At 56.7% G+C, this 23,423-nt stretch carries 19 protein-coding genes and 2 rRNA genes; 13 read left to right on the top strand and 8 right to left on the bottom strand.

What is annotated here, in order from left to right; all coding sequences use genetic code 11:
- Window positions 1–59: 59 nt before the first annotated feature.
- Window positions 60–2,967 (top strand): 23S ribosomal RNA (locus ACSJLU_RS24485).
- A 99-nt stretch (window positions 2,968–3,066) separates the two neighbouring features.
- A 5S ribosomal RNA gene (gene rrf / locus ACSJLU_RS24480) occupies window positions 3,067–3,182 on the top strand.
- Between the two features lie 72 nt (window positions 3,183–3,254).
- On the opposite strand, the gene mobB is transcribed toward rrf, so the two are convergent.
- Window positions 3,255–3,773 carry a molybdopterin-guanine dinucleotide biosynthesis protein MobB gene (gene mobB, locus ACSJLU_RS24475; protein ID WP_439041049.1) on the bottom strand — a complete coding sequence of 173 codons (519 nt, stop codon included), beginning with the start codon at window positions 3,771–3,773 and terminating at the stop codon, window positions 3,255–3,257.
- Complete coding sequence (mobA, locus tag ACSJLU_RS24470; RefSeq protein WP_025304724.1) at window positions 3,773–4,360, bottom strand: molybdenum cofactor guanylyltransferase MobA; 588 nt, start codon at window positions 4,358–4,360, stop codon at window positions 3,773–3,775. Before mobA ends, mobB begins: the two co-directional genes overlap by 1 nt.
- Before the next feature lie 148 nt (window positions 4,361–4,508).
- Between mobA and ACSJLU_RS24465 the strand changes: the two genes are divergently transcribed.
- The 3 genes from ACSJLU_RS24465 (at window position 4,509) to dsbA (ending at window position 6,516) form a co-directional block, all read left to right on the top strand.
- Entirely contained in the window at window positions 4,509–4,778 is a 270-nt protein-coding gene (locus ACSJLU_RS24465) for a YihD family protein (protein WP_004931268.1), read from the top strand.
- 98 nt (window positions 4,779–4,876) lie between these two features.
- A complete protein-coding gene (locus ACSJLU_RS24460) occupies window positions 4,877–5,863 on the top strand; it encodes a serine/threonine protein kinase (RefSeq protein WP_049209084.1) in 987 nt (328 codons plus the stop codon).
- A 29-nt stretch (window positions 5,864–5,892) separates the two neighbouring features.
- Window positions 5,893–6,516, top strand: coding sequence for a thiol:disulfide interchange protein DsbA (gene dsbA, locus ACSJLU_RS24455; protein ID WP_025304721.1), 624 nt, complete (start codon window positions 5,893–5,895; stop codon window positions 6,514–6,516).
- Window positions 6,517–6,559: 43 nt separating this feature from the next.
- On the opposite strand, the gene ACSJLU_RS24450 is transcribed toward dsbA, so the two are convergent.
- A complete protein-coding gene (locus ACSJLU_RS24450; RefSeq protein WP_025304720.1) occupies window positions 6,560–7,456 on the bottom strand; it encodes an acyltransferase in 897 nt (298 codons plus the stop codon).
- A 497-nt stretch (window positions 7,457–7,953) separates the two neighbouring features.
- Between ACSJLU_RS24450 and polA the strand changes: the two genes are divergently transcribed.
- Together polA and ACSJLU_RS24440 are read left to right on the top strand one after the other, a co-directional pair.
- Complete coding sequence (gene polA, locus ACSJLU_RS24445; RefSeq protein WP_038630023.1) at window positions 7,954–10,752, top strand: DNA polymerase I; 2,799 nt, start codon at window positions 7,954–7,956, stop codon at window positions 10,750–10,752.
- Between the two features lie 191 nt (window positions 10,753–10,943).
- Window positions 10,944–10,991 (top strand): spot 42 RNA, inhibition of DNA synthesis, encoded by a 48-nt coding sequence (locus ACSJLU_RS24440; RefSeq protein WP_071892919.1) that lies wholly within the window; start codon window positions 10,944–10,946, stop codon window positions 10,989–10,991.
- A 278-nt stretch (window positions 10,992–11,269) separates the two neighbouring features.
- Here ACSJLU_RS24440 and yihA read toward each other — a convergent pair whose 3' ends face one another.
- Complete coding sequence (gene yihA, locus ACSJLU_RS24435; protein WP_025304719.1) at window positions 11,270–11,914, bottom strand: ribosome biogenesis GTP-binding protein YihA/YsxC; 645 nt, start codon at window positions 11,912–11,914, stop codon at window positions 11,270–11,272.
- 734 nt (window positions 11,915–12,648) lie between these two features.
- Between yihA and yihI the strand changes: the two genes are divergently transcribed.
- Together yihI and hemN are read left to right on the top strand one after the other, a co-directional pair.
- Window positions 12,649–13,188, top strand: coding sequence for a Der GTPase-activating protein YihI (gene yihI / locus ACSJLU_RS24430; RefSeq protein ID WP_072008264.1), 540 nt, complete (start codon window positions 12,649–12,651; stop codon window positions 13,186–13,188).
- Window positions 13,189–13,370: 182 nt separating this feature from the next.
- Window positions 13,371–14,744 carry an oxygen-independent coproporphyrinogen III oxidase gene (hemN, locus tag ACSJLU_RS24425; RefSeq protein ID WP_049209085.1) on the top strand — a complete coding sequence of 458 codons (1,374 nt, stop codon included), beginning with the start codon at window positions 13,371–13,373 and terminating at the stop codon, window positions 14,742–14,744.
- 34 nt (window positions 14,745–14,778) lie between these two features.
- Here the strand turns inward: hemN and ACSJLU_RS24420 are convergent, their stop codons facing one another.
- The 4 genes from ACSJLU_RS24420 to glnA all read right to left on the bottom strand — a co-directional run bounded on the left by ACSJLU_RS24420 (window position 14,779) and on the right by glnA (window position 19,088).
- On the bottom strand, window positions 14,779–14,901 hold the full coding sequence (locus tag ACSJLU_RS24420; RefSeq protein ID WP_015379453.1) for a YshB family small membrane protein: 123 nt from the start codon (window positions 14,899–14,901) through the stop codon (window positions 14,779–14,781).
- Window positions 14,902–15,014: 113 nt separating this feature from the next.
- On the bottom strand, window positions 15,015–16,427 hold the full coding sequence (glnG, locus tag ACSJLU_RS24415; RefSeq protein WP_025304716.1) for a nitrogen regulation protein NR(I): 1,413 nt from the start codon (window positions 16,425–16,427) through the stop codon (window positions 15,015–15,017).
- Between the two features lie 8 nt (window positions 16,428–16,435).
- On the bottom strand, window positions 16,436–17,485 hold the full coding sequence (glnL, locus tag ACSJLU_RS24410) for a nitrogen regulation protein NR(II) (protein ID WP_004931246.1): 1,050 nt from the start codon (window positions 17,483–17,485) through the stop codon (window positions 16,436–16,438).
- Between the two features lie 193 nt (window positions 17,486–17,678).
- Entirely contained in the window at window positions 17,679–19,088 is a 1,410-nt protein-coding gene (gene glnA / locus ACSJLU_RS24405) for a glutamate--ammonia ligase (protein ID WP_025304715.1), read from the bottom strand.
- Window positions 19,089–19,458: 370 nt separating this feature from the next.
- On the opposite strand from glnA, the gene typA reads away from it, so the two are divergent.
- The 4 genes from typA (at window position 19,459) to dtd (ending at window position 23,417) form a co-directional block, all read left to right on the top strand.
- Window positions 19,459–21,282, top strand: a complete 1,824-nt coding sequence (typA, locus tag ACSJLU_RS24400) for a ribosome-dependent GTPase TypA (RefSeq protein WP_004931243.1) — start codon at window positions 19,459–19,461, stop codon at window positions 21,280–21,282.
- Window positions 21,283–21,447: 165 nt separating this feature from the next.
- Window positions 21,448–22,038, top strand: a complete 591-nt coding sequence (yihX, locus tag ACSJLU_RS24395) for a glucose-1-phosphatase (RefSeq protein ID WP_025304714.1) — start codon at window positions 21,448–21,450, stop codon at window positions 22,036–22,038.
- Window positions 22,039–22,089: 51 nt separating this feature from the next.
- Window positions 22,090–22,983: a virulence factor BrkB family protein gene (locus ACSJLU_RS24390; RefSeq protein WP_025304713.1), complete on the top strand. Its 894-nt coding sequence runs from the start codon at window positions 22,090–22,092 to the stop codon at window positions 22,981–22,983.
- A complete protein-coding gene (gene dtd / locus ACSJLU_RS24385; protein ID WP_342096793.1) occupies window positions 22,980–23,417 on the top strand; it encodes a D-aminoacyl-tRNA deacylase in 438 nt (145 codons plus the stop codon). The genes ACSJLU_RS24390 and dtd overlap by 4 nt, the downstream gene beginning before the upstream one ends.
- The last annotated feature ends 6 nt before the right edge of the window (window positions 23,418–23,423 follow it).

Genomic DNA, 23,423 nt, shown 5'->3' with positions numbered 1-23,423 from the left:
TGTCATAGAGTCTCTCAAATGTTTGCAGCACGAACGATGGAAACATCTTCGGGTTGTGAGGTTAAGTGACTAAGCGTACACGGTGGATGCCTAGGCAGTCAGAGGCGATGAAGGGCGTGCTAATCTGCGAAAAGCGTCGGTAAGGTGATATGAACCGTTATAACCGGCGATACCCGAATGGGGAAACCCAGTGTGTTTCGACACACTATCATGTCATGAATACATAGTGGCATGAGGCGAACCGGGGGAACTGAAACATCTAAGTACCCCGAGGAAAAGAAATCAACCGAGATTCCCCCAGTAGCGGCGAGCGAACGGGGAGGAGCCCAGAACCTGAATCGGCTTGTGTGTTAGTGGAAGCGTCTGGAAAGTCGCGCAGCAAAGGGTGATAGCCCCGTACACTAAAATGCACAGGTCGTGAGTTCGATGAGTAGGGCGGGACACGTGACATCCTGTCTGAATATGGGGGGACCATCCTCCAAGGCTAAATACTCCTGACTGACCGATAGTGAACCAGTACCGTGAGGGAAAGGCGAAAAGAACCCCGGCGAGGGGAGTGAAATAGAACCTGAAACCGTGTACGTACAAGCAGTGGGAGCACCTTCGTGGTGTGACTGCGTACCTTTTGTATAATGGGTCAGCGACTTATATTTTGTAGCAAGGTTAACCGTATAGGGGAGCCGTAGGGAAACCGAGTCTTAACTGGGCGATTAGTTGCAAGGTATAGACCCGAAACCCGGTGATCTAGCCATGGGCAGGTTGAAGGTTGGGTAACACTAACTGGAGGACCGAACCGACTAATGTTGAAAAATTAGCGGATGACTTGTGGCTGGGGGTGAAAGGCCAATCAAACCGGGAGATAGCTGGTTCTCCCCGAAAGCTATTTAGGTAGCGCCTCGTGAACTCATCTTCGGGGGTAGAGCACTGTTTCGGCTAGGGGGCCATCCCGGCTTACCAAACCGATGCAAACTCCGAATACCGAAGAATGTTATCACGGGAGACACACGGCGGGTGCTAACGTCCGTCGTGAAGAGGGAAACAACCCAGACCGCCAGCTAAGGTCCCAAAGTCATGGTTAAGTGGGAAACGATGTGGGAAGGCATAGACAGCCAGGATGTTGGCTTAGAAGCAGCCATCATTTAAAGAAAGCGTAATAGCTCACTGGTCGAGTCGGCCTGCGCGGAAGATGTAACGGGGCTAAACCATGCACCGAAGCTGCGGCAGCGACGCTTAGGCGTTGTTGGGTAGGGGAGCGTTCTGTAAGCCGTTGAAGGTGGCCTGTGAGGGTTGCTGGAGGTATCAGAAGTGCGAATGCTGACATAAGTAACGATAAAGCGGGTGAAAAGCCCGCTCGCCGGAAGACCAAGGGTTCCTGTCCAACGTTAATCGGGGCAGGGTGAGTCGACCCCTAAGGCGAGGCTGAAAAGCGTAGTCGATGGGAAACAGGTTAATATTCCTGTACTTGGTGTTACTGCGAAGGGGGGACGGAGAAGGCTAGGCTAGCCGGGCGACGGTTGTCCCGGTTTAAGCGTGTAGGGGGTGTGACCTGGTAAATCCGGTTGCATACTAACCCTGAGGCGTGATGACGATGCACTACGGTGCAGAAGTAGTTGATGCCCTGCTTCCAGGAAAAGCCTCTAAGCTCCAGGTAACATCAAATCGTACCCCAAACCGACACAGGTGGTCAGGTAGAGAATACCAAGGCGCTTGAGAGAACTCGGGTGAAGGAACTAGGCAAAATGGTGCCGTAACTTCGGGAGAAGGCACGCTGGCATGTAGGTGAAGTCCCTCGCGGATGGAGCTGAAGCCAGTCGAAGATACCAGCTGGCTGCAACTGTTTAATAAAAACACAGCACTGTGCAAACACGAAAGTGGACGTATACGGTGTGACGCCTGCCCGGTGCTGGAAGGTTAATTGATGGGGTCAGCCGCAAGGCGAAGCTCTTGATCGAAGCCCCAGTAAACGGCGGCCGTAACTATAACGGTCCTAAGGTAGCGAAATTCCTTGTCGGGTAAGTTCCGACCTGCACGAATGGCGTAATGATGGCCAGGCTGTCTCCACCCGAGACTCAGTGAAATTGAACTCGCTGTGAAGATGCAGTGTACCCGCGGCAAGACGGAAAGACCCCGTGAACCTTTACTATAGCTTGACACTGAACATTGAGCCTTGATGTGTAGGATAGGTGGGAGGCTTTGAAGCGTGGACGCCAGTCTGCGTGGAGCCATCCTTGAAATACCACCCTTTAATGTTTGATGTTCTAACTCGGCCCCATAATCTGGGGTGAGGACAGTGTCTGGTGGGTAGTTTGACTGGGGCGGTCTCCTCCCAAAGAGTAACGGAGGAGCACGAAGGTTAGCTAATCACGGTCGGACATCGTGAGGTTAGTGCAAAGGCATAAGCTAGCTTGACTGCGAGAGTGACGGCTCGAGCAGGTACGAAAGTAGGTCTTAGTGATCCGGTGGTTCTGAATGGAAGGGCCATCGCTCAACGGATAAAAGGTACTCCGGGGATAACAGGCTGATACCGCCCAAGAGTTCATATCGACGGCGGTGTTTGGCACCTCGATGTCGGCTCATCACATCCTGGGGCTGAAGTAGGTCCCAAGGGTATGGCTGTTCGCCATTTAAAGTGGTACGCGAGCTGGGTTTAGAACGTCGTGAGACAGTTCGGTCCCTATCTGCCGTGGGCGTTGGAAGATTGAGAGGGGTTGCTCCTAGTACGAGAGGACCGGAGTGAACGCACCACTGGTGTTCGGGTTGTCATGCCAATGGCATTGCCCGGTAGCTAAGTGCGGAAAAGATAAGCGCTGAAAGCATCTAAGCGCGAAACTTGCCTCAAGATGAGTCTTCCCTGGGCCTTTAAGGCCCCTGAAGGAACGTTTAAGACTAAGACGTTGATAGGCTGGGTGTGTAAGTGCAGCGATGCATTGAGCTAACCAGTACTAATGATCCGTGAGGCTTAACCTTACAACACCGAAGGTGTTTTTAGAGAGATTTTCAGCGAAGTTCCGAGATTGGTTCTGATGGCTTCATGGAAGTGAGGCGGTTGGAATGAAACAGAATTTGCCTGGCGGCAATAGCGCGGTGGTCCCACCTGACCCCATGCCGAACTCAGAAGTGAAACGCCGTAGCGCCGATGGTAGTGTGGGGTCTCCCCATGCGAGAGTAGGACACTGCCAGGCATCAAATAAAGCCGAAAGCCCTGAACTGACGTTCAGGGCTTTTTGCTGTGCGTAAAACGTAAAAAAGCGCAGCTACGCTGCGCCTTTCAACCACTCGACAATAAAATCGGCGATGCTTTCCGGCTGATTGAGATCCAACGGCTTAGCCGTGATGGATAGCGGTCGGTCGCTGGCTACCGCCACGACAAACTGATCCAGCATGTCTTCTAGCGGCCTACCGATCTCGGCCCGATAAAGCAGGATCTTGCTGACCGGCTCATATTTGAACCCTTCCACCAGAATCAAGTCGACCTTATCGGCATCAAAACGCTCTGCCAGGTAGCGTAGATCCAAAGGTTGTTGCTCCGGCGTTTCGGTCATCAATGCCCAGCGGCGATCGCTGGCGACCAACGTTTGGTCGGCACCCGCTTTGCGCAGCTCATAGCTGTCTTTACCCGGTGTATCCACATCCATATCGTGGTGCGTATGCTTTATCAGCCCAACCCGCACCTGGCGCTGTTTCAGCAGCGGGATCAGCTGTTTGAGCAAGGTGGTTTTTCCCGTTCCGCTATAGGCACCGATGGCCAGCAAAGGGGGCAATGAACGATTCATTACTTTAGCTCTCGTGCTTGCTGCCAATTCCGGCAGTCTTCCGGCGTATTCAGGTTATGAAATGCCGCTTGTTGTCCGCAGAACGCCACGCGTTGTGCCCCAATTTGATGCAGGAACAGCATCAGCTTGCGTTCACCTCGGGCCAGATAGTCAGCCAGCTGCGGTGCTATTTGGCTATGCAATAACGCCAGCGTAGGGTGATCTCGTTCACCATCGCTGGCAAAGGCCGCCTGCGCCGCGCCTTTTTGCCGCCAGAGTTGTGCGACTAAGTCGGCGGGAAAGTCGGGGACATCACAGGGGACAAAGACCACCCATTCGCTGTGAGCCTGTGTGAGCCCGGCGAGCATCCCGGCCAACGGCCCGGCGAAGTCGGGCGTCAGATCGCCAATCACCGGCAAACCGCTCGCCTGGTAACGTGCCTGATTGCGATTGGCGCTGATGGCGACGGAGGCCACCTGCGGGCGTAACCGAGCCAATACGTGTTGATAGAGTGCGATCCCGCCAATCGACACTAGGCCTTTGTCTTCACCGCCCATGCGCGTGGCCCGTCCGCCGGCCAAAATGACGCCGCTGATTTCTTTATGCATCTCGTTTATCCCGCCTTGTCGATGCGCTGATTGTAGCGCTAAAGCCAGCGCGACATCAGGATTTACCTTTATTGACAAGCCGGTTCTTTCACTGCGTGGGTAAGCCTGTTACTTTGTGAGTTTATTCATGCTATTGGACGATATTGAGATGAAAACGCATCGCGTAAACGAGTTGATCGAGCTGTTGCACCCGGCCTGGCAGGAAGATCCCGATCTCAATTTGATGCAGTTTTTGCAAAAGCTGGCGAAGGAAGCGGGCTTCCAGGGCGAGTTGTCCGAATTGAGCGATGATATTCTTATTTACCACCTGAAAATGCGCGGTAGCGCCGGCACGGATCAGATCCCGGGTCTGAAGAAAGATTACGAAGAAGATTTTAAAACGGCGCTGTTGCGCGCTCGCGGCGTTATCAAGGACTGATCCTCGTGCGGTGCGAGAAAGCATAGCGCGTGAAATGCGTCATTAATGCTACTATTTCTCATTCCCGGCACCATGCTGTCAGCGATCAAACGAACGTTATGAATAACTCTGCTTTTAATTTCGACACCCTGTCGCCCGATTTGATTATGGACGCGCTAGAAGGGATTGGCCTGCGCGTTGATTCCGGCCTGACGGCGCTGAACAGCTATGAGAACCGCGTCTATCAGTTTATGGACGAAGATCGCCGACGCTACGTGGTGAAGTTTTACCGTCCGGAGCGCTGGAGTGCCGCACAAATCGGTGAGGAACATCAGTTCGCTCTGGATCTGGCCGGCGCGGAGATCCCGGCGGTGGCGCCGCTGGCGCTGCAAGGCACTACGCTGCATATGCACGGCGGTTTTTTCTTTACGCTGTTCCCTAGCGTGGGGGGCCGGCAATACGAGATAGACAATCTGGATCAGTTGGAATGGGTAGGCCGTTTTCTGGGGCGTATCCATCAGGTCGGCGGTGAGCGCTTGTTTGCTGAGCGGCCGACCATGGGGATTGAAGAGTATCTTATTGCCCCGCGTCAGGCGCTGGCCGATTGCGAGCTGTTGCCGGCAGCGCAGCGTGAAGCGTTCCTGCAGGCGACGGATAACCTGATTGCGGCGATCAAGCCGCACTGGCATCTGAACTGGCAGCCGCGTCGTTTGCACGGCGATTGCCATCCGGGCAATATTCTGTGGCGCGACGGCCCGCTGTTTGTCGATCTTGATGACGCGCGCAACGGCCCGGCGGTGCAGGATTTGTGGATGCTGCTGCACGGTGAACGTCGCGATCAACTGATGCAGCTGGATGTCTTGCTGGAGGCGTACGGCGAATTTGCCGAGTTCGATCAGCGCGAGCTGGCGTTGATTGAACCCCTGCGGGCGATGCGCATGGTGTATTACCTGGCCTGGGTCGCTCGCCGTTGGCAGGATCCGGCCTTCCCTAAGAGTTTTCCGTGGATGGCGGAGTCTGATTTCTGGTTGTCTCAGACTGCGGCCTTCACCGAACAGGTTAAGCTGTTGCAGGAGCCTCCTCTGCAGCTGACGCCAATGTATTGAAGCTTTAACACAATGGAGAGTTTAGTCTTATGAAAAAAATATGGTTGGCGCTCGTTGGCATGGTGATGGCATTCAGTGCCTCGGCGGCACAGTTTAGCGATGGCACTCAGTATGTGACCTTGGACAAGCCGGTGACCGGCGAGCCGCAGGTACTGGAGTTCTTCTCCTTCTACTGCCCGCACTGCTACCAATTTGAGCAGGTCTATCACGTGTCCGAAAACGTGAAAAAGGCGCTGCCTGCCGGCACCAAAATGACCAAGTACCACGTGGAGTTCTTGGGGCCACTGGGCAAACAGCTGACTCAGGCGTGGGCGGTGGCGATGGCGCTGGGCGTGGAAGATAAAGTAAGCCCGCTGATGTTTGAAGCGGTGCAGAAAACCCAGACCGTGCAAACGCCGGACGATATCCGTAACGTCTTCGTAAAAGCGGGCGTGACCGCCGCAGATTATGACGCAGCTTGGAACAGCTTCGTGGTGAAATCTCTGGTGGTTCAACAGGAGAAAGCCGCGGAAGATCTGCAGCTGCGCGGCGTGCCGGCGGTATTTGTGAACGGCAAATACATGGTTAAAAACGATGGCCTGGATACCAGCTCGATGGACGCTTACGTGAAGCAGTTCGCCGACGTGGTTAAATTCCTCAGCCAGCAGAAATAAGCCTGATTCAACATGAAAAACGCCGGCATTGCCGGCGTTTTTTTTATCCATATTGCCGCTTCAATTTATCCAGCAACCGGTCTTTTTCCTGCCACAGCGTATTCAGCCATAGCTGGAAGCGCCGCTTGAACAGCTTGTCGTTGAAGTAGTCCCCGTGCAGGGTTTCATCGATCGGCAACGTCTCAATTCTTACTACGATACGCGTCAGACGACCGCACAGCATGTCCAGAAAAGGCCGTTGGTTATTTTCCGGATAGAGCAGGGTAACGTTCAACACTTTGTCGAACTGATTGCCCAGCGCGCTAAGGGTAAACGCGATGCCGGCGGCTTTGGGCGCCAGCAAATTGCGGTAGGGTGAATTGCTTTTAATTTTCTTGGCTTCGGTGAAGCGCGAACCTTCGACGAAATTGACGATGGTGGTTGGGCGCTGGCGGAATTTTTCGCAGGAACGGCGCGTCGTTTCGATATCCTTGCCGCGTTTCTCCGGGTGCTTGAGCAAATAGGCACGGGAGTAACGTTTCATGAATGGCATATCCAGCGCCCAGCAGGCCAGGCCGACGAAAGGTACCCAGGCGAGCTGTTGCTTGAGGAAATACTTATTCATTGGAATATGATTTCTGAACAGCACGCACAACACGACAATGTCTGACCAACTTTCGTGATTGCTGATCAGCAGATACCAGTTTTTACGATCCAGCCCTTCCAGCCCTTCAATATCCCAACGCAATTGCCCGTTAATACGCAATAACAGCGCCAGCCCCTGACACCAACACCACATCATGAAATCGGCGAAAGCCGAGATATATCGCCAGACGGCGGGAATGGGCACCAGGAGTTTCACGATGCCGGCCAACGTGATGGGGATGGAACACAACACCGTCACCAGAATGGTGAGTATGACGGAAATGATAAAGATAACAGGCGTTAACAATCTTGGCATGGTTATGGGCTGACGGTTGTTGGGAACATCGTTGCATGCCAAAGCGCATGAACAAAAGCCTATTTTAACAGAGATCGTCGGGGTAAAGCGCCGCTAAAAATCACTGTTTTTCGTCTCATCGGATAACCATTTGCTGAGTTTTTGTGCAACTTTCCCAGCTTGTGCTAGGGTAATTGAGGCGCCGAATTTGATTAATAGTGCGATTAAAATCCGGCGAAAGTTATATCCACAAATTCAATAAAAGCCAGTAATAAAGCGTCGCCGGAATTCGTTCTTTTAACGCGGTGATTTAAATAGGAATTTTATTCGCCGTTATAACGATAATCACAGCGTTATAATTCGGTCTCTTTTCTATGCACAAAGTTATCCACAGGTAAGATCTTGCGGATCCTCGCGCACCATCACATCATTTTCGTCCGCAATGCACGCTAAGGTTCGTCTCCGGCGGCCAGCTATGGCATGCTTACCCCTATGTCCGATCACGATAAAGAAACGCTATGGCCCAGATTGCAGAAAACCCACTAATCCTGGTTGACGGTTCCTCCTACCTCTACCGCGCTTATCACGCCTTCCCGCCGCTGACCAACTCGGCGGGCGAGCCAACCGGCGCGATGTATGGCGTGCTGAATATGCTGCGCAGCCTGCTGCTGCAGTATCAACCGAGCCACGTTGCCGTGGTGTTTGATGCTAAAGGGAAGACCTTCCGCGACGATCTGTTCGCTGAATACAAGTCACACCGGCCACCGATGCCGGACGATTTGCGTGCGCAGATCGAGCCGCTGCACAGCATGGTCAAGGCGATGGGCCTGCCGCTGCTGGTGACGCCCGGCGTTGAGGCGGACGACGTCATCGGTACGCTGGCGCTGGAGGCCGAAAAGGCCGGCCACGCGGTGCTGATCAGCACCGGCGACAAAGACATGGCGCAGTTGGTGACGCCGAACGTCACCCTGATCAATACCATGAACAACACGATCCTCGGCCCGCAGGAAGTGTGCGATAAATATGGTATTCCGCCGGAGCTGATCATCGACTTCCTGGCGTTGATGGGCGATTCATCGGACAACATTCCCGGCGTGCCGGGCGTGGGCGAGAAAACCGCCCAGGCGTTGCTGCAGGGGATCGGTGGGCTGGATGCGCTGTACGGCAATCTGGAGAATATCGCCACGCTGAGCTTCCGCGGCGCCAAAACCATGGCGGCCAAGCTGGAACAGAACAAAGAGGTCGCGTATCTCTCCTATAAGCTGGCGACGATCAAAACCGACGTCGAGTTGGATCTGACCTGTGCGGACCTGACGGTCTCCGCGCCGGATGTCGACACGTTGCAACAGCTGTTCAAACAGTACGAGTTCAAACGCTGGCTGGCGGACGTGGAGGCCGGCGTCTGGCTGGAAAACAAGAAAGGCGCGGGCGCGAAAGCTGCCGGCGCCGCCAAATCGGCCATCGCTGCGGAAACGCCGAAAGCGCTGGCGGAGGCCAAGCTGTCTCAGGACGGTTATGTCACCATCCTGGACGAAACGACCTTTACCGATTGGCTGGCGCGGCTGAAAAAGGCCGACGTATTTGCCTTCGATACCGAAACCGATGGCCTGGATACGCTGACCGCCAACCTGATCGGCCTGTCCTTCGCGATCGCGCCGGGTGAAGCGGCTTATTTGCCGGTGGCACACGATTATCTGGATGCACCGCCACAGCTGGATCGCACCTACGTGCTGGAAGCGCTCAAGCCGCTGCTGGAGGACGAGAAGGCGCTCAAGGTCGGGCAAAACCTGAAGTTCGACATGAGCCTGCTGGCGCGCTACGGCATCGAGATGCGCGGTATCGCCTATGACACCATGTTGGAGTCCTATGTGCTGGACAGCGTCGGTGGCCGTCATGATATGGACAGCCTGGCCGATCGTTATCTGGGCCACAAAACCATCACCTTCGAAGAGATCGCCGGCAAGGGTAAAAACCAGCTGACGTTCAACCAGATCGCGCTGGAGCAGGCGGCGCCTTACGCCGCCGAAGACGCGGATGTCACGCTGCAGCTGCACCTGGCGATGTGGCCGCAGCTGAAACAGAGCGCGGAGCTGCTGACGGTATTCAATGAGATTGAAATGCCGCTGCTGCCGGTGCTGTCGCATATCGAACGCACCGGGGTGCTGATCGATCCGGCCATTTTGTCGGCCCACTCTCAGGAGCTGGCCAAGCGTTTGGCGGAACTGGAGGTGCAGGCCCATGAGCTGGCGGAAGAGCCGTTCAACCTGGCGTCGACCAAGCAGCTGCAGGCTATCTTGTACGAAAAACAAAAGCTGCCGGTGCTTAAGAAAACCCCGGGCGGGGCGCCGTCCACTAACGAAGAGGTGCTGGCCGAGCTGGCGCTGGACTACCCGCTGCCGAAGGTGATCCTGGAATACCGCGGCCTGGCGAAGCTGAAGACCACCTATACCGACAAGCTGCCGCTGATGATCAATCCGGTCAGCGGCCGGGTGCATACCTCGTACCATCAGGCGGTGACCGCTACCGGCCGTCTCTCCTCGAGCGATCCGAACCTGCAGAACATCCCGGTGCGCAACGATGAAGGGCGACGCATTCGCCAGGCCTTTATCGCGCCGGAAGGCTACCGCATCGTCGCGGCCGACTACTCGCAAATCGAGCTGCGCATCATGGCGCATTTGTCACAGGATGAAGGGCTGCTGAAGGCCTTCGCCGAAGGGAAAGACATTCACCGCGCCACGGCGTCGGAAGTTTTCGGCGTGCCGTTGGATAAAGTGACCGGCGAGCAGCGCCGCAGCGCCAAGGCGATTAACTTCGGCCTGATTTACGGCATGAGCGCCTTCGGCCTGGCGCGTCAGCTGGGGATCCCGCGTGGGGAAGCTCAGCGCTATATGGATCTCTACTTCGAGCGTTACCCAGGCGTGCTGGACTACATGGAGCGTACCCGCCAGCAGGCCTCAGAACAGGGCTATGTCAGCACGTTGGATGGTCGCCGTCTGTACCTGCCTGACGTCCGCTCCAGCAATGGCATGCGCCGCAAGGCGGCCGAGCGCGCCGCTATCAACGCCCCGATGCAGGGCACGGCAGCTGATATCATCAAGCGTGCGATGATTGAGGTCGACGCCTGGCTGCAAGGGCAGGAGAAGCCGTTGGTGCGCGCAATCATGCAGGTGCACGATGAATTGGTGTTTGAGGTGCACGAGTCGGTGCTCGAAGAAGCCAGCCAACGTATCCGCCAATTGATGGAAGGCAGTATGACCCTGGCGGTGCCGCTGAAGGTTGACGTGGGCGTCGGCATGAACTGGGATGAGGCGCACTGATCGTCGGGTTATCGCCGGATGCGCTAACTGGCGATAACCTAAGCACTTTTCGTAATTAAGCTACAAGATTCGGCGATAGTTTCCCCAACTTCGCCGTTCTTGCGCCGCAAATTGTGTAAGTAAACTACAAAAAATTCTTTTGCCCTGCGAAAAAATGATGTAGAGTTACAGGCGTAGGGTACAGAGGTAAGATGTTCTATCTTTCAGACCTTTTACTTCACGTAATCGGATTTGGCTGAATATTTAGCCGCCCCAGTCAGTATTGACTGGGGCGTTTTTTATTGTAAAAACAGCAGTAAACCATACGTTTTTCCTATCGCTCCGCACCGCTTTTCGTTCCTGCTTCCATCCTTTAGACTCGCGTAATCCGGCGAGATAAGCCAGCCCTGGCGATAAGTTTTTATGATGGCTTTATTTCAAAACTGTAATTAGATAACAAAAAATTTCGTCTGCGGCCGTTCGACGGGGATAAAAAAGCCGATGCGGTGAGGCATCGGCTCTGGCGTTAGGCCTGGGCTTATTCGCCGGTTTCGTCTTCCGGCAGCACTTCCGGCGGGATCTCGTTAAACCAGGTGTCCAGCTTCTGGCGCAGTTTGTCGACGCCGATCTTTTTCAGCGATGAGAAGGCTTCGACCTGGATATCCCCCATAAACGGCAGCACCGCTTCACGCACCATGTTGAGCTGCGCCTTGCGTGCGCCGGAGGCCAGCTTGTCGGCCTTGGTCAGCAGCACCAGCACCGGCGTGCCGACGTCGACCGCCCACTGGATCATCTGCTGGTCGAGATCTTTCAGCGGATGGCGAATATCCATCAGCACCACCAGGCCTTTCAGGCTGTTGCGCATCTGCAGATATTCACCCAGCGCGCGCTGCCATTTGCGCTTCATCTCTTCCGGCACTTCGGCGTAGCCATAGCCCGGCAGGTCGACCAGGCGGATGCCGTCTTCCACTTCGAACAGGTTGATCAGCTGGGTGCGCCCCGGCGTTTTACTGGTGCGCGCCAGGCTTTTTTGGTTGGTCAGCGTATTCAGCGCGCTGGATTTACCGGCGTTGGAACGGCCGGCAAAGGCGACTTCAATTCCTGCATCCCCCGGCAGATGGCGAATATCGGGTGCGCTGGTGACGAAATGGGTCACATGATAGTTGTAGTTCTTGCTGGTCAAAATTTTTCGTCTCCGTGAGGATGGCTAACTGGTTGGCGATTATAACTGCATCAGCGGTAAAAATGGCGTGTTTCTCCGTTTTTAAGCGGCGGGACGCGATAAAACGGCAGTTATGCCGCGTGTGCGTTGTGAGACATTTGCCATTCGAATCGCGGGTAATGTCGCTTTATTCGAAAGTGATATTTTTGTTTTTGTTTTAAAAACAAAGCGTTGTTTTTTCGTTGTAGGGAAATGTCGTTCAAATTGGCGTCAGGTGCCTTGAGCCTTCGCAACAATAACGTAAAGTAGTCGTTAACGCAGAGTTGCGCAGGATTAGGGAACATCCGGGAAGGATGACAAATCTCAGGGAATGCACAGGGCGTGCAATGAGTGCCAGGATGAACGCAAAAGGAAGTGACCCTTTCGCACCGGAACAGGCGGCAGGCACATCGGATGGTGAAGTATCGGCAGTTTGGATGCCCGCAGGAAGCGCGCTCGGGAAGAGCGGATGCGAATGGATTGCGCCATGGACGATTTTCCTTTCAGGATGAAGGACGTAGTGGCAGGGAATGCGGTTATAGCAGAAGGAAAAACCGGGATGTTGCATGTACGCAAGGAGCGCGTAACAGGAATACCCTTCGCAAGAAGGTGCGAAATAGGCGGCAGGTTTAACCTGCCGCCTTTTTTCTTTGTCCGCTTTCTGCTAGATTCCGCCGCAATTCTATACTGAATCTACATACCTAAGAGCACACGCTATGAACCAGCCATCAAAAGCACCTCGCGGCAGCGCGGCGAAGTCAAAAACGAAAAAGAAAAGCCGTATGGAGCTCGATCAGGAAGCGCGTGAGCGCAAACGCTTGAAAAAGCGCCGCGGCCTCGCTTCCGGTTCGCGCACCCAGGTCGAGTCCGGCAGCCAGAAGAACAAATCGGCGGCAGAAGCCAAAGATCCACGTATCGGCAGTAAAGTGCCGGTTGCGCTGGTGGTCGACGAAACCAAAGTGAAGGCCAAACCGCAGCCGAAGCCGAAGGCCGAAGCGAAACCACGCCTGTCGCCGGAAGAAGAGTTGGCGAAGCTGGAAAATGACGAGCGCCTGAACGCGCTGCTGGATCGCATCGACGACGGCGAAACGCTGAACGCGGAAGAGCAGACCTATGTCGATAAAACGCTGGATCGCATCGATGTGCTGATGGACGTGTTGGGTATCGAACTGGGTGAAGACGACGACGAAGAAGAAGAGAAGCAGGAAGATATTCTGAAGCTGCTGAAAGGCGGCAATCCGAAAGACGCCTTTTAACGCGCCATGTGGCTAATCCCGACAATAGCCCTACTCTTGATGTGTTATCTGCTGTGGTTATTCGGTAAACTATGGCGGCTGTCTAAGCGCAAAGCGCGTTTTCGCAGTGCTTCCGTGGCCAGACAGCGCAGACAACCGCCTCTCTCCCGGCCCGGTAGAAAAAGATATCGGAAGGAGTGAGCATGTCAGAGCAGACGATTGTCTGGGATTTGGCCCTGATCCAAAAATATAACTACTCAGGGCCGCGTTATACCTCATACCCCACGGCGCTGGAGTTTAACCAGTGCTACGACGAAGCGGCGTTTCAACGCGCCGCTGCGCGCTATCCTGAGCGACCGCTGTCGCTGTACGTGCATATCCCCTTCTGCCATAAGCTGTGCTACTTCTGCGGCTGCAACAAGCTGGTGACGCGCCAGACGCACAAGGCCGACGAATACCTGAACGTTTTGGCGCAAGAGATCGCCAGCCGTGCGCCGCTGTTCGCCGGCCGTAAAGTCGGCCAGATGCACTGGGGCGGCGGTACGCCGACCTACCTGGATAAAGCGCAAATCAGCCGGCTGGTGGCGTTGCTGCGCGAACACTTTGATTTCCTGCCCGATGCGGAGATGTCGATCGAGGTCGATCCGCGCGAGATAGAGCTGGATGTGCTCGATCATTTACGTGCAGAAGGCTTTAACCGTCTGAGCATGGGGGTGCAGGATTTCAACAAGCAGGTGCAGCAGCTGGTCAATCGCGAGCAGGACGAAGCCTTTATTTTCGCCCTGATTGAGCGGGCCAAAGCGCTGGGCTTCCGCTCGACCAATATCGATCTGATCTACGGCCTGCCGAAACAGACGCCGGAAAGCTTCGCTTTCACGCTGCAGCGGGTGGCTGAACTGAATCCCGATCGCCTCAGCGTGTTCAACTACGCGCATATGCCGAACTTGTTCGCCGCCCAGCGCAAAATCAAAGACGCCGATCTGCCGGGCGCGCAGCAGAAGCTGGATATCCTCCAGCAGAGCATCGCGTTCCTGACCGACGCCGGCTATCAGTTCATCGGCATGGATCACTTTGCCCGCCCGGACGACGAGCTGGCGATCGCGCAGCGCGAAGGCAAGCTGCACCGCAATTTCCAGGGCTACACCACTCAGGGCGACAGCGATCTGCTGGGGCTGGGCGTGTCGGCCATCAGCATGCTCGGCGACAGCTATGCGCAGAACCAGAAAGAGCTGAAGCGTTACTATGACAGCGTGCAGGCGCAGGGCAACGCGCTGTGGCGCGGGCTGGCGCTGACGGACGACGATTGCCTGCGGCGCGATCTGATCAAAACGCTGATCTGTAACTTCCGATTGGCGTATCAGCCGCTTGAACGGCAATACGGCATCGATTTCACCGCTTACTTCGCCGAAGACCTGCAGCTGCTGGCGCCGTTTGAACGCGATGGGCTGGTGGAGCGCGACGAGCAAGGCATTCGCGTCACGCCGCGCGGGCGCTTGCTGATCCGCAATATCTGCATGTGCTTCGATCGCTATCTGCGGCAACAGGCGCGCAGCCAGCAGTTCTCTCGGGTGATCTGAGGATGAAAAAACAGCCGCTGATGCGGCTGTTTTTTTAACTGAAGAAGTTAATCAGCGCGGCGCACAACACCGCGGCGACCGCCGCCTGCGGGGTGTGGCTGGCGGCAGAGCCCAGCTCCGCGCCCTGAGAAATGAACACGATGAATGAGTCCAGCATCGTCAACCTCCAGAGTGTGCGACACGATCATACTGCGCCCGCTCCGGCTGTAAAGCCTGAGGTTGGCGTTTTTTTGTGCGCCGGACTGCGTTTTTCATCATCCACCCACGCTCCTATTCCATGCCCAGCTCTTTGAGCTTGCGGGTCAGAGTATTACGCCCCCAGCCCAGCAGGCGTGCGGCTTCCTGTTTGTGCCCCTGGGTGTGGCGTAGGGCGGTGGTGAGCAGCGTACGCTCCATCTCCGGCTGCGCTTCCGACAGCAGGTTTTGATGACCGGAACGCAGCGCGCGATCGGCCCACTGAGCCAGCAGCGTGGCCCAGCTGTCCGGCAGGCTGTGGCTGGGGCTCTCCGGCGCGGCGGTTTCGAACAGTTCGCTCGGCAGATCCTGAATCAGCACCTCTTGCCCGGCGGCCATCACCGTCAGCCAGCGGCAGGTATTCTCCAGCTGGCGCACGTTGCCCGGCCAGGGCAGGCGGGTCAGCGCGGTTTCGGTTTCCGGATGCAGGTTCTTGGCCTCGACGCCTAACTCTTTGGCGGCGATCTGCAGGAAGTGGCGCGCCAGCCGCGGGATGTCTTCCCGGCGCTCGCGCAGCGGCGGCAGGTGTACGCGGATCACGTTCAGGCGATGGAACAGGTCTTCGCGGAACTTGCCTTCCTGTACCCGCAGCTCCAGGTTTTGGTGCGTGGCGGCGATAATGCGCACGTCGACCTTCACCGGCGCATAGCCGCCGACCCGGTAGAACTGGCCGTCCGCCAGCACCCGCAGCAGGCGCGTTTGCACGTCGAGCGGCATATCGCCGATCTCGTCGAGGAACAGCGTGCCGCCGTCGGCCTGTTCAAAGCGTCCCTGACGGATTTGGTTCGCACCGGTGAAGGCGCCTTTCTCGTGGCCAAACAGCTCCGACTCGATCAGGTCTTTGGGGATGGCAGCCATGTTCAGGGCGATGAACGGCGACTTGGCGCGCGGGCTGTGGCGGTGCAGCGCATGCGCCACCAGCTCTTTGCCGGTGCCGGATTCGCCGTTGATCAGCACGCTGATCGACGAACGCGAGAGCCGGCCGATGATGCGAAATACGTCCTGCATCGCCGGCGCTTCGCCGATGATGTCCGCCGCCGGATCGCTGGCCGGCTGGCTGCGCACCGGCTGCTGCTGCTCCTGATAATGGCTGATGGCGCGCTCGACCAGCGCCACTGCTTCGTCGATGTCGAACGGCTTCGGCAGGTAGTCGAAGGCCCCTTGCTGATAGGCGCTGACGGCGGCGTCCAAATCCGAATGCGCGGTCATGATGATCACCGGCAGCATTGGATGGCGCTGTTTGATCTGTTTGAGCAGCGCCAGACCGTCTATACCCGGCATGCGGATGTCGGATAGCAGCACGTCGGGGGTTTGCGTGGCCAAGGCTTCCAGCACGTCATTGCCGCCTTCGAAGGTGGCGCAGCTCAGGCCCGCGCCGGTGAGCGCGCGCTCAAGCACCCAGCGGATGGAGCTATCGTCATCGACGATCCAGACTATCCCTCGTTGCATAGCAAACCTCACTGACGAATGGGCAGGTAGACCGAGAATTCGGTATGACCTGGCCAACTGTTGAATTCAATTTTTCCGCAATGCTGATCGATCAGATTGCGGGCGATGGATAATCCCAGGCCGGTACCGCCTTCACGGCCGCTGACCATCGGGTAGAACAGCGTGTCCTGCAGCTGCGCCGGCACGCCGGGGCCGTCGTCTTCGACGTCGATACGTGCCGCCAGGCGGTAGCGGGTACCGTGCAACGTAATCTGAAACGCGGTGCGGGTGCGCAGCGTGATGGTGCCGCCCGCCTCGCCCAGCGCCTGCAGCGCATTGCGGGTGATGTTCAGCAGCACCTGTTCTATCTGATCCGGGTCATGAGCCATTTCCGGCAGACTCGGATCGTAGTCGCGCACCAGCGTGACGTTATCCGGCATTTCCAGGGACACCAGTTGGCAGACGCGCTCCGCGACCTGATGAATGCTCTGGGTAATATGCTGGCCGGGCCGCTGCGGCCCGAGCAGACGATCCACCAGATTACGCAGCCGATCGGCCTGCTCAATGATCACCTTGGTGTATTCGGTCAGCGCCGGATCGGGCAGCGCTTTGGCCAGCAGCTGCGCTGCGCCGCGCAGGCCGCCCAGCGGGTTTTTAATTTCGTGCGCCAAACCGCGCACCAGATCGCGGGCTGCCACCTGTTGGGCATGTTGCAGCTGTTCCTGGCTCAGGCGGCGCTGATTGTCCATCGGCGCCAGCTCGACCAGGATATAGCCTTCCGGCAGCGCCTGAGCGGTCAGGGAAAGGATATGCGCGCGGCCGTCGACCACCAGGGTCACTTCGTTGTCCGTGAAGCCCTGCCCGGCGCGCAGGCTTTCACGCATCAGAGAGACGTTCAGCGAAAAATAACCGAGCAAATCGGGCAGCGGCGTGCCGAACAGCTTGCGGGAGCTTTGCGCCAGCAGCTGCTGTGCCGCCGGGTTGGCGTAGTGAACCGCCAGAGAGTCATCCAACAGCAGGATGCTGTTGATGAGTGAATTGAGGATCTGCCCAGCATCGGGCAGCTTGCCAGTTGCCATACAGCAGACTCCTGCACCTTTTTAGTGCATCTATCCTACTCCATCCGGGATCGGCGCGGTATGGAATAGTTTTGCAGAAAATACGGTGGAGAAAAAAACCCATCCGAAGATGGGCTGAAAGTTTCCACGGCAACAAAAAAGCGATAACAAAAATATGGGCGCCGTCCGCCTGCGCAGACGGCGCGGGTAGGGCTTAGACGCTGTAGTACAGTTCGAACTCAACCGGGTGTGGCGTCATACGAACGCGGTCCATCTCTTCTTTGCGCAGTTCGATGTAGGCATCGATCGCATCGTCGGTGAACACGCCGCCGCGGGTCAGGAACTCGCGGTCTTCGTTCAGTGCGGCCATCGCCTCGTCCAGCGAGCCGGCCACTTTTGGGATCTCGGCTTCTTCTTCCGGCGGCAGGTCGTACAGGTTTTTGTCCATGGCGTCGCCAGGGTGGATCTTGTTGATGATGCCGTCCAGGCCGGCCATCAGCAGTGCGGCGAAGCACAGGTATGGGTTAGCCGCCGGATCCGGGAAGCGGGCTTCGATGCGGCGCGCTTTCGGGCTGGCGACCACCGGGATACGGATGGACGCGGAGCGGTTACGGGCGGAGTAGGCCAGCATCACCGGCGCTTCGTAGCCCGGTACCAGACGCTTGTACGAGTTGGTGGTCGGGTTGGCCAGCGCGTTGATCGCCTTGGCGTGCTTGATGATGCCGCCGATGTAGAACAGCGCGGTTTCAGACAGGCCGCCGTATTTGTCGCCGGCGAACAGGTTGGTGCCGTTCTTGGACAGCGACATGTGGCAGTGCATGCCGGAACCGTTGTCGCCGAACATAGGCTTCGGCATGAAGGTCGCGGTTTTACCGAAGGCGTGTGCCACGTTATGCACCACGTATTTGTAGATCTGAATTTCGTCGGCTTTTTTGGTCATGGTGTTGAAGCGGGTTGCCACTTCGTTCTGACCGGCGGTCGCCACTTCGTGGTGGTGCGCTTCAACCACCAGGCCCATCTCTTCCATGGTCAAACACATGGTGGAACGCAGATCCTGCGAAGAGTCGACCGGTGGAACCGGGAAGTAACCGCCTTTCACCGCCGGACGGTGGCCTTTGTTGCCGCCGTCGTATTTTGTGCCGGAGTTCCAGGCGCCTTCGATGTCGTCGATGGCCACGTGGGAACCGCGGATGCTGCTGCCGAAGCGAATGTCGTCGAACAGGAAGAATTCAGGCTCTGGCCCGAACAGGACGGTGTCCGCGATGCCGGAGGAGCGCAGGAAGTCTTCGGCGCGTTTGGAGATGGAGCGCGGGTCGCGATCGTAGCCTTGCATGGTGCCCGGCTCGAGAATGTCGCAGCGAATGATCAGCGTAGGTTCTTCGAAGAACGGATCCAGAACCGCCGTGCTGGCATCCGGCATCAGTACCATGTCAGATTCGTTGATGCCCTTCCAACCACCGATAGAGGAGCCGTCAAACATTTTGCCTTCTTCGAAGAAGTCGGCGTTTACCTGATGAGCCGGGATAGTCACGTGCTGTTCCTTACCCTTGGTGTCAGTGAAACGCAGGTCTACGAATTTCACTTCATGCTCATTCAGCATCGTCAAAACGTGTTCAGCGGACATACTTAACTCTCCCGGTTTATCATTGTCGTCGTCGTGGAACGAATCTGTGGAACTGGCTTTTTTTCGCCTTGAAAAGACTAAAGCGAAAAGCGTGCCAACTTTTTAAAAAGGCGTTCATCGCCTTTCTGCGCGGGTTTTACCCAGCCACAGTATGCACCATCAGCGATAAATTGCACTGTTATGGTGCAATCGGGGTGGGCGTGGGCACTGAAATGGTGCAAAAGTGCAACGATTGCGGCTTTTTGCACCGTGAAAGGGATCACAAACTGACCGGTACGCGGTTGTTTATAAGAGATGGTTGTGATCTTGTTTAGTCCCTCGCTTAATACGTGTACAATAGCGCGCTATTTCTAATGCCCGAGGCAAAGCTGTGATCGAAAATTTGCGTAACATCGCCATTATTGCCCACGTTGACCATGGTAAAACCACCCTGGTTGACAAGCTGCTGCAACAATCCGGTACTTTCGGAGAGCGTGCGGAAGCGACCGAACGCGTAATGGACTCCAACGATTTGGAGAAAGAGCGTGGGATTACCATCCTCGCAAAAAACACCGCCATTAATTGGAATGGTTACCGTATCAACATCGTGGATACCCCAGGACACGCCGACTTCGGCGGTGAGGTAGAGCGCGTGATGTCGATGGTTGACTCGGTGCTGCTGGTTGTGGATGCAATGGATGGCCCTATGCCGCAAACCCGCTTCGTGACCAAGAAGGCCTTCGCCAACGGTCTGAAGCCGATCGTGGTCATCAACAAGGTTGACCGCCCTGGCGCGCGCCCTGACTGGGTTGTGGATCAGGTGTTCGACCTGTTCGTGAACCTCGACGCGACTGACGAGCAGCTCGACTTCCCGATCATCTACGCTTCTGCGCTGAACGGCATCGCCGGCGTCGACCACACCGACATGGCGGAAGACATGACCCCGCTGTATCAGGCGATCGTCGACCATGTGTCTGCGCCGCAGGTTGAGCTGGAAGCGCCATTCCAGATGCAGATCTCCCAGTTGGACTACAACAACTACCTGGGCGTTATCGGCATCGGCCGCATCAAGCGCGGTAAAGTGAAGCCGAACCAGCAGGTCACCATCATCGACAGCGAAGGTAAAACTCGCAACGGTAAAGTGGGTAAAGTGCTGGGTCACCTGGGTCTGGAGCGTATCGACAGCACCCTGGCGGAAGCGGGCGATATCATCGCCATCACCGGCCTGGGCGAGCTGAACATCTCTGACACCATCTGCGACACCAATGCCGTAGAAGCGCTGCCGGCGCTGTCCGTCGACGAACCGACCGTCACCATGTTCTTCAACGTCAACACCTCGCCGTTCTGCGGTAAAGAAGGTAAGTACGTGACGTCGCGTCAGATCCTTGACCGTCTGAACAAAGAGCTGGTGCACAACGTAGCGCTGCGCGTTGAAGAAACCGACGATGCGGACGCCTTCCGCGTCTCCGGCCGTGGTGAACTGCACCTGTCGGTGCTGATCGAAAACATGCGCCGTGAAGGTTTCGAGCTGGCGGTTTCCCGTCCGAAAGTTATCTTCCGCGAAATCGATGGCCGCAAGCAGGAGCCATTCGAGAACGTGACGCTGGATATCGAAGAGCAGCATCAGGGTTCCGTGATGCAGGCGATGGGTGAGCGTAAAGCTGACCTGAAAAACATGGATCCGGACGGTAAGGGCCGCGTGCGTCTCGACTACGTGATCCCAAGCCGCGGTCTGATCGGCTTCCGTAACGAATTCATGACCATGACTTCGGGCACCGGTCTGCTGTACTCCACCTTCAGCCACTACGACGACGTGCGTCCGGGCGAAGTGGGCCAGCGTCAGAACGGCGTGCTGATCTCCAACGGCCAGGGCAAAGCGGTCGCGTTCGCGCTGTTCGGCCTGCAGGATCGCGGCAAGCTGTTCCTGGGCCACGGTGCGGAAGTGTATGAAGGCCAGATCATCGGTATTCACTCACGTTCCAACGACCTGACCGTAAACTGCCTGACCGGTAAGAAGCTGACCAACATGCGTGCTTCCGGTACTGACGAAGCGACTACCCTGGTTCCGGCCATCAAAATGACCCTGGAGCAAGCTCTGGAGTTCATCGATGACGACGAACTGGTAGAAGTGACGCCAACCTCGATCCGTATCCGTAAGCGTCACCTGACGGAAAACGATCGTAAGCGTGCCAGCCGCGGTCCTAAAGACGCTTAATCGCTGATTGAGTGTCCCCTGCTTAGGGCGCGGCTCTCGCGCCCTGAGTTTTTTCCTCTGTTGTTCCCCGTTTGTGCGGCGCGCTATGCGCTTTTCCGTTCGCTCCCTGTTCAGCTGTTCCTTTTCCCGCTACAGTGAAATCTCACCGGCCCATAGGAGAGGACTATGCTGTATATCTTTGATTTAGGTAATGTGATCGTCGATATCGATTTCAAGCGTGTGCTGGGTGTGTGGAGCAATTTGAGCGGCACGCCGTTGGCGGTGCTGTCCGATCGTTTCACCATGGGTGAGGTGTTCCAGCAGCATGAGCGCGGTGAAATCAGCGATGAAGACTTCGCCGGCAAACTGTGCGATGAAATGGGCATCGCGCTCAGCTTTGAGCAGTTCGCCACCGGTTGGCAGGCGGTATTCGTCGCGCTGCGCCCGGAGGTGATCGACATCATGCAGCGCCTGCGCAACGAAGGCCACCGGGTGGTGGTGCTGTCGAACACCAACCGTCTGCACTGCAACTACTGGCCGCAGCACTACCCTGAAGTGGCCGCCGCCGCCGATCATCTCTATTTGTCGCAAGATCTCGGCATGCGCAAACCGGAAGCCAACATCTACCAGCATGTGCTGGCCGCGGAAAACACCGCTGCCGCCGACGCGGTGTTCTTTGACGATCATCCGGCGAACGTCCTCGCCGCGCAGGCGCTGGGAATCAAGACGGTGCACGTCACCGATCGCGACGTGGTGCCGGCCTATTTTGCTCAATGAGTGCAGAGCGCGTTAAGCTTAAGGCGTATCAACGGACATCAAGGAGTGACCATGTCGTTTTTCCGCCGCAAGAAGCTGCCCTCTGCGATTAAGCCAAGCGTCACCTTCGGACGGCTGCTGTACCAACGCATCGACCACGATGGCCTGACGATGTTGGCGGGCCATCTCGCCTACGTTTCCCTGCTGTCGCTGGTGCCGCTGGTCACCGTGGTGTTCGCCCTGTTCGCCGCTTTCCCGATGTTTTCCGACATCAGCGAACAGCTGAAGAGCTTTATCTTTTCCAATTTCGTGCCGGCCGCCGGCAATGTGATCCAGAACTACCTGGAACAGTTCGTCGCCAATTCCAACAAGATGACCGCCGTCGGCACCTGCGGGCTGATCGTTACCGCGCTGCTGTTGATTTCCTCGGTGGACAGCGTGCTGAACACTATCTGGCGCAGCAAGAACAAGCGGCCGATCGTCTTCTCCTTTGCCGTGTACTGGATGGTGCTGACGCTGGGGCCGCTGCTGGTGGGCGCCAGCATGGCCATCAGTTCTTACCTGCTGTCGCTCAACTGGTTGGCGCAGACCGGCGTCAATGGCCTGGTGGATCAGGTGCTGCGCATCTTCCCGCTGATTTTGTCGTGCATCTCCTTCTGGCTGCTGTATTGCATCGTGCCGACGGTGCGCGTGCCGCCCAAAGATGCACTGATTGGCGCCGTGGTGGCCGGATTGCTGTTCGAACTGGGCAAGAAGGGATTCGCGCTGTACGTCACCATGTTCCCCTCCTATCAGCTGATTTACGGCGTGCTGGCGGTGATCCCGATTTTATTCCTGTGGGTCTATTGGAGCTGGTGTATCGTGTTACTCGGTGCGGAAATCACCGTGACCATCGGCGAATACCGCGACTACCGTCGGCAGAAGGCGGAGCAACAGGAACAAAAACCAGAAGGGCAGCAGGAATGATTGCGTTGATTCAACGGGTGTTAAACGCCAGCGTCACGGTGGGTGGCGAGACAGTAGGCAAGATTGGCCCCGGTTTGTTAGTGTTATTGGGCGTGGAGCAGGGCGATAACGAGCAAAAAGCGCAGCGCCTGTGCGAACGCGTGTTGGGATACCGCATTTTCGGCGACGAAAACGACAAGATGAATCTCAACGTCCAGCAGGCCGGGGGCAGCGTGCTGGTCGTTTCGCAGTTCACCCTGGCGGCGGACACCCAGAAGGGCATGCGGCCCAGCTTTTCGCGCGGCGCCGCGCCGCAGGAAGCCGATCGGTTGTATCAATATTTTGTAGGCCAATGCCGTGAACGCGGCGTAGAGACCCATACCGGCGAGTTCGCCGCCGACATGCAGGTGGCGCTGGTCAACGATGGTCCGGTGACATTCTGGCTACAGGTCTAAGCATTC

The sequence above is a fragment of the Serratia bockelmannii genome, assembly GCF_051803255.1.
GTDB lineage: Bacteria > Pseudomonadota > Gammaproteobacteria > Enterobacterales > Enterobacteriaceae > Serratia > Serratia bockelmannii.
The sequence above is the reverse complement of the archived record's forward strand: the minus strand, read 5'-3'. Positions and strand labels throughout refer to the sequence as shown.

Bases quoted from the DNA above. Each gene is read 5' to 3' on its own strand.
- mobB (WP_439041049.1), bottom strand. From the start codon at position 3,773: ATGAATCGTTCATTGCCCCCTTTGCTGGCCATCGGTGCCTATAGCGGA.
- mobA (WP_025304724.1), bottom strand. From the start codon at position 4,360: ATGCATAAAGAAATCAGCGGCGTCATTTTGGCCGGCGGACGGGCCACG.
- ACSJLU_RS24465 (WP_004931268.1), top strand. From the start codon at position 4,509: ATGAAAACGCATCGCGTAAACGAGTTGATCGAGCTGTTGCACCCGGCC.
- ACSJLU_RS24460 (WP_049209084.1), top strand. From the start codon at position 4,877: ATGAATAACTCTGCTTTTAATTTCGACACCCTGTCGCCCGATTTGATT.
- dsbA (WP_025304721.1), top strand. From the start codon at position 5,893: ATGAAAAAAATATGGTTGGCGCTCGTTGGCATGGTGATGGCATTCAGT.
- ACSJLU_RS24450 (WP_025304720.1), bottom strand. From the start codon at position 7,456: ATGCCAAGATTGTTAACGCCTGTTATCTTTATCATTTCCGTCATACTC.
- polA (WP_038630023.1), top strand. From the start codon at position 7,954: ATGGCCCAGATTGCAGAAAACCCACTAATCCTGGTTGACGGTTCCTCC.
- yihI (WP_072008264.1), top strand. From the start codon at position 12,649: ATGAACCAGCCATCAAAAGCACCTCGCGGCAGCGCGGCGAAGTCAAAA.
- hemN (WP_049209085.1), top strand. From the start codon at position 13,371: ATGTCAGAGCAGACGATTGTCTGGGATTTGGCCCTGATCCAAAAATAT.
- ACSJLU_RS24420 (WP_015379453.1), bottom strand. From the start codon at position 14,901: ATGCTGGACTCATTCATCGTGTTCATTTCTCAGGGCGCGGAGCTGGGC.
- glnG (WP_025304716.1), bottom strand. From the start codon at position 16,427: ATGCAACGAGGGATAGTCTGGATCGTCGATGACGATAGCTCCATCCGC.
- glnL (WP_004931246.1), bottom strand. From the start codon at position 17,485: ATGGCAACTGGCAAGCTGCCCGATGCTGGGCAGATCCTCAATTCACTC.
- glnA (WP_025304715.1), bottom strand. From the start codon at position 19,088: ATGTCCGCTGAACACGTTTTGACGATGCTGAATGAGCATGAAGTGAAA.
- yihX (WP_025304714.1), top strand. From the start codon at position 21,448: ATGCTGTATATCTTTGATTTAGGTAATGTGATCGTCGATATCGATTTC.
- ACSJLU_RS24390 (WP_025304713.1), top strand. From the start codon at position 22,090: ATGTCGTTTTTCCGCCGCAAGAAGCTGCCCTCTGCGATTAAGCCAAGC.
- dtd (WP_342096793.1), top strand. From the start codon at position 22,980: ATGATTGCGTTGATTCAACGGGTGTTAAACGCCAGCGTCACGGTGGGT.